Origin of the sequence: Streptomyces sp. MBT65 (assembly GCF_016612545.1) — a bacterium.
Classification (GTDB): domain Bacteria; phylum Actinomycetota; class Actinomycetes; order Streptomycetales; family Streptomycetaceae; genus Streptomyces.
The window spans coordinates 1-14,201 of record NZ_JAENRY010000201.1 but is presented as its reverse complement, the minus strand read 5'-3'; the positions used below and the strand labels follow the sequence as shown (position 1 = coordinate 14,201).

Here is a 14,201-nt window from a genome sequence, read left to right as displayed (position 1 = left end):
GGGCGGGGGCGTCGTCCGAGAGTCCGGAGTACAGCAGACCGGCGGTGCCGGCCGCCCCGACGGCAGCGGCGCCGGCGAGCAGGGCCCGTCGGCGCGTGAGCGACTGATCCTTCTTCATGACTCATCAGTCGCCCGGGAAGGTACCGCCGCCCCACGGCAACACCGGTGCGGCGGCAGGAAAACACCCGCCCGGCCCAGTGTTCGTCCCGTCAGCGCCGCCGGACGAGGGGGAACGGCAGCGTCTCACGGATCGTCAGACCGGTGAGGAACATGACGAGTCGGTCGACCCCGATGCCGAGTCCGCCGGTGGGCGGCATCGCGTATTCGAGGGCGTCGAGGAAGTCCTCGTCGAGTTCCATCGCCTCGGGGTCTCCCCCGGCGGCGAGCAGCGACTGGGCGGTGAGACGGCGGCGCTGTTCGACGGGGTCGGTGAGTTCGGAGTAGGCGGTGCCGAGTTCGGTGCCGAAGGCGACCAGGTCCCAGCGCTCGGCGAGGCGCGGATCGGTGCGGTGCTGGCGGGTGAGCGGGGAGACGTCGGTCGGGAAGTCCTTGTAGAAGGTCGGCAGCCGGGTCGGCTCCTCCACCAGTCGTTCGTACATCTCCAGTACGACGTCCCCGCGGCCGTCGTCCGCGCCGTACGGCACACCCGCGCGGTCGCACAGCAGATGCAGGCGGGCCAGTTCGGTGTCGGCGTCGATCTCCTCGCCGAGCGCCTCGGAGATCGCGCCGTGGACCGTCTTGACCGGCCAGACCCCGGAGATGTCGTACTCCTCGCCGTCCTTGCGCGCGACGGCGGAACCGAAGGCGGCGGTCGCAGCACCCTGGATCAGCTCGCGGACGAGGTCGAGCATGACGTCGTAGTCGGCGTACGCCTGGTAGGCCTCCAGCATCGTGAACTCGGGGTTGTGCTTGTAGGAGACGCCCTCGTTGCGGAAGGTGCGGCCCATCTCGAAGACCTTCTCCATACCACCGACGCAGAGGCGCTTGAGGTACAGCTCGGGGGCGATGCGCAGATAGAGGTCGAGGTCGTAGGCGTTGATGTGGGTGGTGAAGGGGCGGGCGTTCGCGCCACCGTGGATCTGTTGCAGCATCGGGGTCTCCACCTCCAGATAGCCGCGCTCCAACAGGCCCTGGCGCAGGGCCTGTACGGCGGTGGAGCGGGCCCGGACGACATCGCGGGCGGCGGGGCTCGCGACGAGGTCGAGGTAGCGCATGCGGACCTTGGCCTCGGGGTCGGTCAGGCCCCGGTGCTTGTCGGGCAGCGGGCGCAGGCACTTGCCGGTGAGCTGCCAGGAGGTGACGAAGACAGTGGGTTCGCCCTTGTCGCTGGTGCCCGCGCGGCCGGTGGCGGTGATGTGGTCGCCGATGTCGGTGTCGGCGGTGAAGCGGTCGAGGTCGGGGCCCGACTCGGCGCGGGTGAGGGCGAGTTGGTGGTCGCCGGACCAGTCGCGCAGGGTGAGGAAGACGATGCCGCCGAGGTCGCGCACCCTCATCACCCGCCCCGCGACGGTGACTTGGTCGCCCGCGCGGACCTCGGCGAGGGTATGGGTGCGCTGCGGGACGCCGACCGGGTAGGGGTCGATGCCCGCGGCGCGCAGCCGGTCGAGTGTGTGGTGCCGGACGCGGACCTGTTCCGGCAGGCCGCTCTCCGGACCGTCGGCCTCGCCACCGCCGTCGAGGCCGAGCGCCGACAGGGACGGCAGATCCGCGGTGGTCGCGGGGCGCGGGCCGCTCTTCTGGTGCCCCTTTCCCCAGAGTTGGCGCAGCGACGGTACGGAGACGAAGCCCTCGGCGATGCCGGAGGCGAGGCTGATGCGGGCCAGGGAGGCGGTCTCGCCGTAGCAGATGAAGCGGGGGTACCACTCGGGGTGGTACTTGGCGTTGGAGCGGTAAAGGGCCTCCAACTGCCACCACTTGGAGAAGAACAGGAGGAGGCGGCGCCAGAGGCGGAGTACCGGTCCGGCGCCGATGCGGGCGCCCTCCTCGAAGGCCGAGCGGAACACGGCGAAGTTGAGGGAGATGCGGTGGACGCCCAACTTCGGTGCGGCGGCGCAGAGTTCGGCGACCATGAACTCCATGACGCCGTTGGGGGCGGTGCGGTCGCGGCGCATCAGGTCGAGGGAGACGCCGTCGCCGCCCCAGGGGACGAGGGAGAGCAGGGCGAGCAGCTTGCCGTCCTCGCCGAGCGCTTCGACGAGGAGGCAGTCGCCGTCGGCCGGGTCGCCGAGGCGGTCCAGGGCCATGGAGAAGCCGCGTTCGGTCTCGGTGTCGCGCCAGGCGTCGGCGCGGTCGACGACCTCCTCCATCTCCGTGTCGGTGAGGGTGGCGTGGCGGCGGATGCGGCAGGTGGCGCCGGCGCGGCGGACGCGGCTCACGGCCTGGCGGGTGACACGCATGTCGCGTCCCGCGAGGTCGAAGTCGGCGACGTGCAGGATCGCCTCGTCGCCGAGTTGGAGGGCGCCGAGCCCGGCGCGGGCGAAGGCGCGGGCGCCGTCCTCGGAGGCGCCCATCACGGCGGGGGCCCAGGCGTGGCGGCGGGCCAGGTCCAGCCAGGCGGCGATGGCGTGCGGCCAGGCCTCGCGGTCGCCGACCGGGTCGCCGCTGGCGAGGCAGACGCCGGCCTCGACGCGGTAGGTGACGGCGGCCTTGCCGCTGGGCGAGAAGACGACGGCCTTGTCGCGCCGGGTGGCGAAGTAGCCGAGGGAGTCCTGGCCGCCGTAGGCCTTCAGGAGGGCGCGGATGCGGGTCTCCTCGTCGCCGTGCAGGGCGGCTTCGAGGCGTTGGGAGCGGAAGAGGACGGTGGCCGCGTTCAGGAGGGCGAGCGCGCCGAACAGGCCGAGGAGGAAGAACAGGGCGCGGGGCGGGCGCCCGTCGAAGGAGCGGCCGGAGACCAGGCCGCCGCAGACCCGGTCGGCGGCCCAGCCCAGGTGCTGGCTCGTGGGCAGGGTGCCGGGGAACAGGGCGACCAGCCCCCAGCCGGCCAGGATCGCCACGGCGAGTCCGGCGAGGAGGACGGCGAGGGCCCGCCGGACGGCCGCGCGGCGGGAGGCGGCGTAGAACTGCTTGCGGGCGACGATCAGCAGGACCAGCAGCAGGGCGCAGACGATGAGGGACGGGAGGGACTCGGCGTACAGGCCGAGGGCCACGCCGAGGATGTCCGTCAGGACGAGCAGGCCGAGGTAGACGACGACCAGCCACCAGGCGATCTTCTTGCGGGCGGCGGTCGCGGCGGCCAGCAGGAAGAGGAAGACGGCGTAGGCGAGGTTGGCGCTGACGGGGACGATGAGGAGGTCGAGGAAGCGGACCACCGGGCGCAGGGCGCGGCGCAGCGGGGCGATGAAGGCCAGCAGGACGCAGAGCAGGCCGAGGGCGCCGAAGAAGGTCGCGAAGCCCTCGGGCACCCTGCTGAGGAAGCCGTTGCCGGGCGGCCGTATCGGCGCCCTGGTGTCCTTGGACCTGGCGGCCTCCGCGGTGGCAGTCATGCTTCCGACTGTAGGAACAGGGCGGGCGGCGCGCCCGTCGAGCGCTCCCGGGCGGGTTCGGGACCTGCGGCTTCCGATAGCCTCACGGCCGTGACGGAACAGCACTCAACTCAGTTCGAGCGGGGCACGGACGGGCCCAAGGTGATCGTGGCCGGGGTGGACGGCTCGGACTCCTCGCTCCGGGCCGCGGCATATGCCGCGGGCCTGGCCAGGCGTCAGGGCGCGCTGCTCGCGATGGTGTATGTGCAGCCGGTGCTGGCGGCGGGCGCGGCCATGGGGGCGCCGGTCGCCGACACGACCGATGAGATCGCCGAGAACCTCGTCGCGCAGATCCGCAGCGAGACAGAGCGGGTGAAGGGGATATTCGACATCCGCTGGGAATTCCACACGTTCCGCGGCGATCCCTACGGCGGCCTGGTCAAGGCGGCCGACCAGCTCAAGGCCGACGCGGTCATCGTCGGCGCGTCGGAGCAGGCGGGGCACCGGATCATCGGGTCGGTGGCGGTGCGGTTGGTGAAGGCGGGGCGGTGGCCGGTGACGGTTGTGCCGTAGCCTCCGGCGGTTGGGCGGTGGCCGGGCACGGTGGCCGTCGCCGGTGAGGGTGGGGTGGTGGCTGGTGACGGTCGGGGGGTGACCGTGCAGCCGGTGGCGGTGGTGCCCTGGCCCGGCGGTGATGCCGCAACCGCCGGGATGTGTTCCGTAGCCCGTGACGATGGGGCCGGAGCATGGCCGGTGACGCAGTAGCCGTCGGCGACCGTGCAGTAGCTGGTGAAGGTGGGACGGTGGCCGGGCTGTGACGCCCCAACCGCCGACGGCCGCGCCGTAGTCCGGCGGTGACGCCGTAGCGGTCGGCAGGCGTGCCGTTGCCGGTCGTGCCCGTGACCGCCGGCGGTCGCTCCCTGGTCGGCCCGTTGCCTCGCTCCGTCAGAGCGTGCCGAGGAAGTCCGTCAGGAGTTCGTTGAAGCGGTCCGGCTTCTCCATGTTCGGGTAGTGGCCGGCGTCCTCGATCGTCGTGGCGTGGCCGTTCGGGACCGTGTCGGCGAAGCGTTGGGCCATGGCGAGGCTGTCGGGCCAGTCGAGGGCGCCGTGGATCGCGAGGACCGGGGCGTCGAGTTTCGGGACGCGGGGCCAGGGGTCGGTCAGGGGCACGAACCAGTCCTTCTCGCCCGGTGTGTGCTTGGCGAGGGTGTGGGCGGTCAGTTCGCGTAGGCGGCGTAGGACCGACGGGTCGACCTGGTCCGTCGTACGGCGCGGGCCCGCCACTCCCTCGGCGAACTGGTCGAGCCAGCCCGTGATGTCGCCGGTGGCGAGCAACTGCCCGGCGCGGGACTGATGTTGGAGCAGCTGCGGGTCGGCGTACTCGAAGGCGCTGGTGCCGGCGCCCGAGACCACGACCGCGCGGACCAGGTCGGGGTGTTCCAGCGCGGTGTCGGTGGCGACGGCCGCGCCCATGCACAGGCCGACCAGGACCGCGGGCCCGAGGTCGAGGTGGCGCAGAAGACCCGCCAGGTCGTCGGCCCAGCGGAACGGCCCGCTCGCGTTGGCCGAGAAGCCGTGCCCCCTGATGTCGGGCGCGATGACGCGGAAGTCGCGGGCGAGGACGGGGAGTTGGTCGGCGAAGACGCGGTGGTCGGCGAAGCCGGAGTGGAGGAGGACCACGGGGTCGCCGGTGCCCATGTCGCGATAGGCCAGGTCCCCGTCGGCAGATGCGAAGAAGCTCAGTTCCGAAGCACGTTCCGAAGCAGCCATCATGACAACCAAGGTGTCATCTCCGGAGAGAGTTGGCAACCCAGGTGTCATGATGGGCTCGTGAACGACTCCTCTCCCCTGTCCCCCGACGAACTCGGCCATCGCCTCACCGAGGTGTTCGACCTGGTGGGCCCCCTCTACCGGCGCGCCCTGCGCAAGGTCGAGCAGGGCGAACCGGTCGAGGGGGTCTCCGTCGGCGTGCGCGCCGTACTGGACCTGCTGCGACAGCACGGACCCATGACGGTGCCCCAGATGGGCCGGACCCTGGCCCTGAGCCGGCAGTTCGTACAGCGCATGGTCAACGAGGCGGCGGGCCACGGCTGGGTGGAGGTCACGCCCAACCCCGCACACCAGCGGTCCTCCCTGATCCGGCTCACGGAGGAGGGCCGGTCCGTCATCGCGTCCGTCCTCGGCCGCGAGCACTCCCTGAACCGCCAGGTCGGCGGCGACCTGACCGACGCCGAGGTCAGCGCGTGCGTGCGGGTGCTCACGGAGATCCTCAGGACCTTCGACCACGTGGACGTGGACTGACCGCCCGTCACGTCCCTGTCACGAGCTACTTCCCCGCCACCAGTCGCTCCCCCTTCTCGAGTTGCTTCCCCGCCACCAGCCACTCCCCCATCACCAGCTACTTCCCCATCACCAGCCCGTCCTTCGCCGCGCCCCGGCTCAGCACCACCTCGCGGATACGGTCGCGGTCGCCGGCCAGATCGGCGCCCTGACCGATCGCCTGGTTGACGTCGACGACCCGGCCCGCGTCGATGTCGAACGACTGCGGGACGAACTCCGCCCGGGTCACCTCCCAGCGCCCACCGGGTCGAGTGGGCGGTGCGAACGTGAAGCGGCCGATGGTGCTCAGGTTGCCGCCGGGGTCCTGGGTGCCCGCGTTGTCGTACATCTCGCCGGTGATCTGGTCGCCGAGCCCGTAGACCACCCAGGTGCCGTTGACCTTCTCGTACGCCTGCGGGGTGCGGGCGTGGGTGCCGAGGATCAGGTCGATGTCGGGGCGGCCGTCGGTGCGCGCGGCGGTGAGTTCCCTGGCCAGTGCCAGCTGTCGCGGGTCGGGGGCGTCCTGGCCCGGTGTGCCCCAGCGCAGGGAGACGACGACCACGTCGGCGCCCGCGCGCCGGGCGGCCCGGGCGTCGGCGAGGACGCGCGCGGGGTCGAGGAGGTTGACGGACCAGGGCTCGGCCGGCAGGAGCGGAACGCCGTTCGTGTCGGCGGTGTAGGCGAGCTGGGCGACCTTCGCCGGACCGGCGCGCAGCAGCGTGACCGTGCGTGCCTCGGCGTCGGTGCGCGCCGTTCCGGCGTGCCGTACGCCGGCGCCGTCGAGGGTGTCGAGGGTGCGCCGGACGCCGGCGGTGCCGAGGTCGAGGCTGTGGTCGGACGCGGTGGAGCAACTGTCGTAGCCGGTCGCCGCGAGGCCCTGCGCCTCCTCGGGCGGGGAGGTGAGCGGTACGTCCCCGTAGACGTTCTCGATGTGGCAGAGCGCCAAGTCGGCGCGGGAGACGAGGGGTTGGACGGCGGAGAGCATCGGCCGGAAGTCGTAGCCGGTACCGCCGGCGTCGAAGCGGGCGCGGTCGAGGACGGCGCTGTGCGGGAGGATGTCACCGGCGGCGACGAGGGTGAAGCCGCGGGGGGCGGGAGGCGCAGGACGGCCGGACGCCTTGGAGTCGTGGTGCTGGGCCTGGCAGGCGGCGGCCGCGGTGAGCAGGCCCGCGAGGGCGACGGCCACCTGGCGTCTGCGTGCGATCATCACTTCACCCCACTGTGGTCATATTTACCCACCCATAGGTATGAACTTCATCGCCCCCGCAAACGACTTCCGGCCTCCGATGACCCGTCCGGTGTGCGCGTGCGGTGGATCGCCGGAGGGCGCGGACCGTTCGTCGCACCGTTCGTCGACGCGATCGACCGTCCGCCGCAGCCCCTCGTGCGCCCCCTGTCCCCGAACGGCCCCCTGCGATGCCATACGGCCATGACGGCCGGACCCACGCTCAGAGAAGGAACGACCGCCGAGCACGAGCTCGCCGCACTGCAGCGCGAGCACGGCAGGCCGCTCTTCGCGCTGCTGCTCCGGCTCTGCGACGGCGACCGCCAGCGCGCCGAGGACCTCGTCCAGGAGACCCTCGTCCGCGCCTGGCAGCACCCCGAGGCGCTGCGCGCCGACGACTTCGAGTCCGTACGGCCCTGGCTGCTGACGGTGGGCCGGCAGCTCGCCATCGACGCGCGCCGGGCCCGGCAGGCGCGACCGCCCGAGGTCGGGGACGCGGTGCTGGAGAACGCACGAGTGTGCGCCGATCACGCGGAACGGTCGGCGGCGACGCTCGATGTGCGGGAGGCTGTGAAGACACTCACTCCGGAGCACCGTGAAGTCCTGGTGCTCGTGTACTTCCACGGGGCGAGTGTGGCGGAGGCCGCGGCGGCCCTCGGAATTCCGCCCGGTACGGTGAAGTCCCGCGCTTACTACGCGTTGCGCGCCCTGCGCCGGGTGCTTCCGGGTTACGCCGCTGACCTGCGGTGAAACCAATTGATTGGTCAAACCTCCGTAAAGCGCCTTGCTCAGGACCCTGGTTGAGTAATCGGCTGTCCTCATCCGTGTTCCGGACTGGGGGGCTCGGGGTTCCTGACGGAGCCTCGGGCCGGGCGACGCGCACGCACCGGAGGAAGGCAGGAAGGGATGCTGCACAGAGGTCAAGAGAGCACGGAGGGCACCGGTGGCGGTGAACTCACCGTCCCCATGGCGTGGTTGTACGCCGAGTACATCGCCGACGAGTTGCTGCGGACCGGCGACCTGATGCCGCCGACGTCCTTCGAGTTCCGTGCGGGACGGGACGCGCTGGCGCTGACCATCTTCCTCTCCGACACGGACGGCGAGTTGTCCGGTATCCGAGTGGTGACCCAGTTGGAGACCTGGCTTTCGCTCACGGCGTACGACCAGCCGTGGCAGGACTGGGTCGCGGAACGTATGTCCAAGTTGACGGCCGAAGCCGCCGAATCCGGGGCGGACGCACCGGACCTGGCGCTCGCGGAGGCCGCCTGGCGCTGGCTGGAGGAGACCGAACTGCTCGCGCCGGACCTGGACGCGGTACCGGGCCCGGGAGGCGGTCCGGCGACCGGTGAGGACGACGGACCCCAGGTCTGGACGCCCGCCTGGCAGCTGGGTCTGCCGCTCGGCCATCTCGCCATCCATCTTTTTTGAAACAGGGACCAATCCATGGGCCCACCCGCTCCGAACTGTTGGTTGCGATTCTGTGTGTGCCTTGAGTGATTCGGCTTGCTGGTGCGTACCGATGGGAGCAAGGAGTAACCCCACCCGCACCTAACGGCACGAGGATTCGGCATGAGGTCCCTGGAAAGGCATCGCGACGTCGGCGCGTACGCGCTAGGCGTGCTGGACGAGGCGGACGCCTTCCGCTTCGAGGATCACCTCATGGAGTGCACCAGTTGCGCGGCTCATGTGACCGAATTCGGTCCCGCCTCACGGCAGTTGATGCTGTACCGGCGTGCGACGCCGCGCTCTGTGCACCCCATGGCACAACCCGGTCCCCGAATGCTGGACCGGCTGCTCGGCGAGATCGCCTCGCGACAGCGGGCCGGACGACGGCGGTTTCTGTACGCCGTGGCCGCCTCGGTGGTGTTCGCCGTGGGCGGGCCCGCGGTGGCGACCCTCGCCGCGCACGGCGACGGTCCCGTGCAACTCACGGCGACCGACGCCAAGTCGGGCGTGTGGGCGCAGATCACGGCCGCGAACGAGAACTACGGCAGTGATGTGTCCCTGAAGATCAAGGACGGCGCGGGCCCCCGGTCCTGTCGACTGGTGGTCGTGGGCCGCGACGGTTCCGAGCAGATCGTGACCAGTTGGAACGTCCCCGAGCACGACGCGACGATGATCACGATGCAGGGTGGCGCGGCGATGCACCCCGCCGACATCGATCACTACGACGTGCGGACGGCCGACGGACAGCAGTTGGTGCGGCTCACCTCGCACTGAAGTCCGGGCCCACGCTGGCCAGTCGACGCAGGGACCGCGCGGAGGGGGTCCCTGGGTCGGCGGTCACGAAGACGACCTGTTGGTCGTCGTGCGGGACGGTGAGCACGTCGCAGTTGATCCGCAGCCGGCCCACCTCCGGGTGGGTGACGGTCTTGGTGCGGTGGCCGGGCGCGTGCACCGGATCGGTGTCCCAGATCCGGCCGAACTCCTCGCTGCCGGCGCGCAGTTCGGCCAGCAGTCGGGCGAGCCCCGGGTCGTACGGATAGCGGTCGGCGGCGCGCCGCAGCCGGGAGACCACGATGTGGCCGAACTCCTCGGCACCGGAACTCTCCGTCGGGCTTCCCAGGAACCGGCGGCGCGCCAGGTTAGGCCGGGTGCCGAGACCCCCGCCGAACACGGCGTCCGCCAGCGGGTTCCAGCCGATCACGTCATAGGTGGCATCGGTGACGATGGCCGCCGTGTCCGGGATACGGCACAGCAGCTCCGCCACATGCGGGCGGACGGTGCGCACCGGCGCGGCAAGAGGCGTGAGTTGGGTCCCCGCCAGCCGGAACAGGTGCGTCCGCTCGGCCGGGTCGAGCCGGAACACTCCGGTGAGGGCGTCGAGGACGCGGGGCGAGGGACGCGGCCCACGCGCCTGCTCCAGCCGGGCGTAGTAGTCGACGGACATGTGGGCCAATTCGGCCACCTCCTCGCGGCGCAGCCCGCGGGTCCGCCGGGACGGTTCACCGGGCAGTCCCACATCGGCGGGCACCAGTCGCTCCCTCCGCCCACGCAGAAATCGGGCCAGCTCCTGCTTGCCGGTCACGGTGCCTCCCTCCGGCTGCCAGGGATCGGTTGTCCCTGGTTCGGCGGCCTCGGCTGCGGAATCGTCGTCGCCATGAACGATTCCACAGCACTGGTCACCGGAGCCAACAAGGGCATCGGCAAGGAAATTGCCCGTCTGCTCGTCGCCGAGGGATTCACGGTCCACGTCGGCTCGCGCGACGCCGACCGAGGACAGCGGGCCGTGGGCGAACTGGGCGGCGGCGCACGGCTGTTGATCCTCGACGTCACGGACCCGGGCAGCGTCGCGGCGGCGGCACGGCAGGTGGACGCCCTAGACGTCCTGGTCAACAACGCGGGCATCATGGCCGGCGCCGACCCGGCACCCGAGGCGGACCTCGACGACTTCCGCCGCACCTACGAGACGAACGTCTTCGGCGTCCTCGCGGTCACCAACGCCTTCCTCCCGGCGCTGCGCCGCTCCCCGCACCCCCGCATCGTGAACGTCTCCAGCGGCACCGGCTCCCTGACCTGGAGCGCCGACCCGGAACGGGAGTTCGCCCGCCACGCCGGGGCGGGCGCCGCCTACCGCTCGTCCAAGTCTGCACTCAACGCCCTGACCCTCTTCTACGCCCAGTCCCTCGCACCCGCGGGCTTCAAGGTCAACGCCCTTGCCCCGGGCCTCCGTTCGACCGACCTCAACGCACGGGCCACCGCGAGCGACGGGGACCCGGCGGAGGCGGCACGGGGCGCCGTCGACCTGGCACTGCTGCCGGACGACGGTCCCACGGGGCGGTTCCTGTCGCGGGACGGGACGGGGGTGCCGTGGTAGCTGACGGGTGTGCCCTGGTGGCTACTTGAGCAGCCGCGACAGTCGCCGGTCCGCGAGCGGTTTGCCACCCGTCTGGCAGGTCGGGCAGTACTGGAGGGAGGAGTCGCTGAAGGAGACCTCGCGGATGGTGTCGCCGCAGACCGGGCAGGGTTGCCCGGTGCGGCCGTGGACGCGCAGGCCGCTCTTCTTCTCGGCCTTCAGGCGGCCGGCGGCCACGCCCCGGGAGCGGTCGACGGCCACGGTGAGGGTGGTGCGCAGGGCCTCGTAGAGCGTGTGGGTCTCGGCCGGGGTGAGCGACGCGGCGAGCTTGAACGGGGACATCTTCGCCGCGTGCAGGATCTCGTCGCTGTACGCGTTGCCCACCCCGGCGATCAGGGTCTGGTCGCGCAGGGCGCCCTTGAGCTGGCGGCGTTCGTCCTTCAGCAGGTCGGCGAAGCGCGGCTCGTCGAAGTCGTCGGCCAGGGGGTCGGGGCCCAGGCGGGCGACGCCCGGCACCGACTGCGGGTCGGCCACGACGTACACCGCGAGGCGCTTCTGGGTGCCCGCCTCCGTGAGGTCGAAGCCCTCGCCGGTCTCCAGGGCCACGCGGAGCGCGAGCGGGCCCTTGCCGGGCCGGGGCGGGCCGTCCGGGAGGCGGTCCTTCCAGTGCAGCCAGCCCGCGCGGGCAAGGTGGGCCACGAAGTGCGGGCCGCCGTCCGTCTCGACGTCCAGGAACTTGCCGTACCGGTGCACGGCCACCACCTCGTGGCCCTCCAGCGCGGTGGGCGGAGGGTCGTACGTCTTCAGGACGCTGATGGCGACGGGCAGCACCCGGACGATCTCGTGGCCGACGAGGTGTTCGGTCAGGAAGTCCTTCAGCGCTTCGACCTCGGGAAGTTCCGGCATGGGTCCAGGGTGCCATCAGTGGCCCGCGGGGTCAGCTCGGACCGGACCGCGGCTGTTCCGGTCCGGTGCCTTCCGGGATCAGGAACTCGCACCACACGCACTTGCCGCTGCCGCGCGCCTCCACGCCCCACACGTCCGTGAGCAGGTCGACCAGGAGCAGACCCCGGCCCGAGACACCGTCCTCGCCCGCCTCACGCCGGCGCGGGAGGGCGCTGGAGGAGTCCTCGACCTCGACGCGCAGCCGGCGTTCGGTGCCGTCGAGGACCCGGAGGGTGACGATCGCGGAGCCCTCGGTGTGCATCAGCGCGTTGGTGATCAGCTCGTCGGCGACCAGCTCGACCTCGTCGGAACGGTCACCGGCGCCCCACGCGCGGACCGCGGCCCGGATCATGTGCCGTGCCTCGGTGAGCGCCTCGGAGTCCCCCGGTGCGACATGCTGCTGGAGCCGGCCGCCGGACCGCGGGGCGTCCTGGCCGCGCCGGCGCAGCAGGAGCAGCGCCACGTCGTCCTCGCCGCCGCGTTCGTCGGCCACGTCGATGAGCAGATCGGCGAGATCGCGTACGTCGTCCGGGCCGGAGGCGACGAGCGCGGCGAGGGTCCGCAGGCCGTCGTCGAGGTCCGCGCCGGGCTGTTCGACGAGACCGTCGGTGCACAGCACGAGGGTCTGGCCGGGGTCGAGTTCGAGGGTGGAGACGGGGTATTCGAGCCGTCCGAACTCGGCGGACAGCCCGAGCGGCAGCCCGCCCGCGACGGTCATCCGGCGACAGCTGCCGTCCAACTGCCGTACCAGCGGGTCGATATGGCCGGCCCGGACCACCTGCACCACTCCGGTCGACAGGTCGGCCTCGGCGTAGAGGCAGGTGGCGAAGCGGTCGGTGTCGAGTTCGTGGAGGAAGACGGAGGCACGGGCCATCACCGTGGCCGGGGTGTGCCCCTCGGCGGCGTACGCCTTGAGGACGATGCGCAGTTGGCCCATGACGGCGGCGGCGTGCGTGTCGTGGCCCTGGACGTCGCCGATGACCGCGCCGACCCGCCCGCCGGGCAGCGGGATCAGGTCGTACCAGTCGCCGCCGATGTCCCGCCCGAGCTTCGCGGACCGGTAGCGGACCGCGACGTCGGCGCCCGGGACGCTGGGGATGGCGCGCGGCAGCATGGCCTGCTGTAGGCCCTGGGCGAGGTCCTTCTCCTGCTCGTAGAACATGGCGCGCTGGAGGCTCTGCGCGATGCTGCTGCCGAGCGCGACGAGCACATTGCGCTCGTCGGCGCTGAACCCGCTCCGGTCGTTGTAGAGCAGCCCCATCGCGCCGATCGGCCGGGCCTGCGCGATCAGCGGCAGATAGGCGGCCGCGGTGATGTGCAGATCGGTGATGTGCTGCCACAGCAGCGGGTACCGCTCGGCGAACTCCTCCGGCGACTCGATGAACGCCGGGCTGAGGGTCCGTACGACGTCCGCCATCGGGTACGGCTCGTCGATCCGGATGACCTCCCGGCCGGGCACGACGCTTCCCTCGGCGACCAGGCGGATACGGCCGGCCTCGACCAGCCCCATGATCAGTCTGGTCGCGCCGAGGTGGACGAGACCGTGGGTGTCCCTGAGGACGTCGATCACGTCCTGGACGGTCCGGGCGTGCGCCAGGGCGGCGGTGGTGAGCTGCACGACGTTGGTCTGCCGGCGCAGCGCCGCGTCCTGGGCCGCCTGCTCACGGCGGGCCGCGCTCTCGGCGAGCTCCTGGGTGGCGTCCCGCACGATGCCGATGATGCGGCGCGGGCGGCCCGTCTCGTCGCGCCGGATGTACCCCTGGGTGTGGGTCCAGCGCAGGGTGCCGTCGCGCAGCCGCATCCGGAAGTAGGCGCCGTAGTTCTCGCTGCCGTCCTTCAGCGCCTGGGAGACCAGACCGTCGAGCCGGTAGCCCTCGGGCGGCGGCACCCGGATCGCCAGCGATTCAGGACGTCCGTCGTACTCGTCGGGGCGCAGGTCGAAGACCTCGTGGGCCTGGGCGTCCATGTGGAACAGGCCGCTGTCCAGGTCCCAGTCGAAGCTGCCCATGCGGTTGAGCGCCAGGATCGGGTCCGGGTGGGCGGGCCAGTCGTCCGGGAGTGACAGGGCGCTCGCTCCCCGATCAACCATGCGGCCCACCTTGCCAGGATTTGCCCGATTATTCGACTTCTCCGAGCACTACGACCCCGCCCCGCGGTCAGCCGTCGAAGACGTCGGTGGGGCTGTCGAAGATGCTGCCGGTGGTGGTGTCGTCCGGGACTTGTCCGCCGCCGTCGGGCAGGTCCGGGGTCTCCGGGACGGTCGGCGGGCCGATCTCGCCCGGGGTGTCCTGGTCCTGGGACGGTTCCGGTACGGGCGTCTCGGCGCTCGGGATGGAGCCGCGCGGTGACGGGGTGGGCGTGGTGCCGGGCGGGCCGGTCGTCGGGGTGGCCGTCACGGTGGGGCAGTTCGTGACACCCGGGGACGGAACCGCAGCCGCCGGGGCGCCGCTCACGC

At 71.8% G+C, this 14,201-nt stretch carries 12 protein-coding genes and 1 pseudogene; 6 read left to right on the top strand and 7 right to left on the bottom strand.

Annotated features, from left to right (window positions below; all coding sequences use genetic code 11):
• Positions 1-209: 209 nt before the first annotated feature.
• Positions 210-3,482: a bifunctional lysylphosphatidylglycerol synthetase/lysine--tRNA ligase LysX gene (lysX, locus tag JHN63_RS34975; protein WP_200688431.1), complete on the bottom strand. Its 3,273-nt coding sequence runs from the start codon at positions 3,480-3,482 to the stop codon at positions 210-212.
• A gap of 90 nt (positions 3,483-3,572) precedes the next feature.
• Here lysX and JHN63_RS34970 point away from each other — a divergent pair, with 90 nt between their 5' ends.
• Positions 3,573-4,034 (top strand): universal stress protein, encoded by a 462-nt coding sequence (locus JHN63_RS34970; protein WP_200688429.1) that lies wholly within the window; start codon positions 3,573-3,575, stop codon positions 4,032-4,034.
• A gap of 372 nt (positions 4,035-4,406) precedes the next feature.
• Here JHN63_RS34970 and JHN63_RS34965 read toward each other — a convergent pair whose 3' ends face one another.
• Positions 4,407-5,234, bottom strand: a complete 828-nt coding sequence (locus JHN63_RS34965; RefSeq protein ID WP_200688428.1) for an alpha/beta fold hydrolase — start codon at positions 5,232-5,234, stop codon at positions 4,407-4,409.
• A 57-nt stretch (positions 5,235-5,291) separates the two neighbouring features.
• Between JHN63_RS34965 and JHN63_RS34960 the strand changes: the two genes are divergently transcribed.
• Entirely contained in the window at positions 5,292-5,762 is a 471-nt protein-coding gene (locus JHN63_RS34960; protein WP_200688426.1) for a MarR family winged helix-turn-helix transcriptional regulator, read from the top strand.
• A gap of 97 nt (positions 5,763-5,859) precedes the next feature.
• Here JHN63_RS34960 and JHN63_RS34955 read toward each other — a convergent pair whose 3' ends face one another.
• A complete protein-coding gene (locus JHN63_RS34955; protein ID WP_200688424.1) occupies positions 5,860-6,987 on the bottom strand; it encodes a CapA family protein in 1,128 nt (375 codons plus the stop codon).
• Between the two features lie 222 nt (positions 6,988-7,209).
• Between JHN63_RS34955 and JHN63_RS34950 the strand changes: the two genes are divergently transcribed.
• The 3 genes from JHN63_RS34950 to JHN63_RS34940 all read left to right on the top strand — a co-directional run bounded on the left by JHN63_RS34950 (position 7,210) and on the right by JHN63_RS34940 (position 9,225).
• Complete coding sequence (locus JHN63_RS34950; RefSeq protein WP_200688422.1) at positions 7,210-7,755, top strand: sigma-70 family RNA polymerase sigma factor; 546 nt, start codon at positions 7,210-7,212, stop codon at positions 7,753-7,755.
• 156 nt (positions 7,756-7,911) lie between these two features.
• Complete coding sequence (locus JHN63_RS34945; protein ID WP_200688420.1) at positions 7,912-8,433, top strand: hypothetical protein; 522 nt, start codon at positions 7,912-7,914, stop codon at positions 8,431-8,433.
• Between the two features lie 141 nt (positions 8,434-8,574).
• The gene (locus tag JHN63_RS34940) at positions 8,575-9,225 is read left to right on the top strand and encodes a zf-HC2 domain-containing protein (protein ID WP_200688418.1); all 651 of its coding nucleotides are present in this window, start codon (positions 8,575-8,577) and stop codon (positions 9,223-9,225) included.
• Here JHN63_RS34940 and JHN63_RS34935 read toward each other — a convergent pair.
• Positions 9,212-10,033, bottom strand: coding sequence for a helix-turn-helix transcriptional regulator (locus JHN63_RS34935; protein ID WP_200688416.1), 822 nt, complete (start codon positions 10,031-10,033; stop codon positions 9,212-9,214). The genes JHN63_RS34940 and JHN63_RS34935 overlap by 14 nt on opposite strands.
• Before the next feature lie 72 nt (positions 10,034-10,105).
• On the opposite strand from JHN63_RS34935, the gene JHN63_RS34930 reads away from it, so the two are divergent.
• Complete coding sequence (locus JHN63_RS34930; protein ID WP_200688414.1) at positions 10,106-10,822, top strand: SDR family oxidoreductase; 717 nt, start codon at positions 10,106-10,108, stop codon at positions 10,820-10,822.
• Between the two features lie 21 nt (positions 10,823-10,843).
• On the opposite strand, the gene JHN63_RS34925 is transcribed toward JHN63_RS34930, so the two are convergent.
• From JHN63_RS34925 to JHN63_RS34915, 3 genes and pseudogenes are all read right to left on the bottom strand, one after another.
• Positions 10,844-11,707: an Fpg/Nei family DNA glycosylase gene (locus JHN63_RS34925; protein WP_200688412.1), complete on the bottom strand. Its 864-nt coding sequence runs from the start codon at positions 11,705-11,707 to the stop codon at positions 10,844-10,846.
• Positions 11,708-11,738: 31 nt separating this feature from the next.
• Complete coding sequence (locus JHN63_RS34920; protein ID WP_200688410.1) at positions 11,739-13,835, bottom strand: SpoIIE family protein phosphatase; 2,097 nt, start codon at positions 13,833-13,835, stop codon at positions 11,739-11,741.
• 67 nt (positions 13,836-13,902) lie between these two features.
• A pseudogene (locus tag JHN63_RS34915) lies at positions 13,903-14,201 on the bottom strand (hypothetical protein); the annotation flags it as partial.

Excerpts from the sequence above, each read along its gene's own strand:
- lysX (WP_200688431.1), bottom strand. The coding sequence starts at position 3,482 with ATGACTGCCACCGCGGAGGCCGCCAGGTCCAAGGACACCAGGGCGCCG.
- JHN63_RS34965 (WP_200688428.1), bottom strand. The coding sequence starts at position 5,234 with ATGATGGCTGCTTCGGAACGTGCTTCGGAACTGAGCTTCTTCGCATCT.
- JHN63_RS34955 (WP_200688424.1), bottom strand. The coding sequence starts at position 6,987 with ATGATCGCACGCAGACGCCAGGTGGCCGTCGCCCTCGCGGGCCTGCTC.
- JHN63_RS34950 (WP_200688422.1), top strand. The coding sequence starts at position 7,210 with ATGACGGCCGGACCCACGCTCAGAGAAGGAACGACCGCCGAGCACGAG.
- JHN63_RS34945 (WP_200688420.1), top strand. The coding sequence starts at position 7,912 with ATGCTGCACAGAGGTCAAGAGAGCACGGAGGGCACCGGTGGCGGTGAA.
- JHN63_RS34940 (WP_200688418.1), top strand. The coding sequence starts at position 8,575 with ATGAGGTCCCTGGAAAGGCATCGCGACGTCGGCGCGTACGCGCTAGGC.
- JHN63_RS34930 (WP_200688414.1), top strand. The coding sequence starts at position 10,106 with ATGAACGATTCCACAGCACTGGTCACCGGAGCCAACAAGGGCATCGGC.
- JHN63_RS34925 (WP_200688412.1), bottom strand. The coding sequence starts at position 11,707 with ATGCCGGAACTTCCCGAGGTCGAAGCGCTGAAGGACTTCCTGACCGAA.
- JHN63_RS34920 (WP_200688410.1), bottom strand. The coding sequence starts at position 13,835 with ATGGTTGATCGGGGAGCGAGCGCCCTGTCACTCCCGGACGACTGGCCC.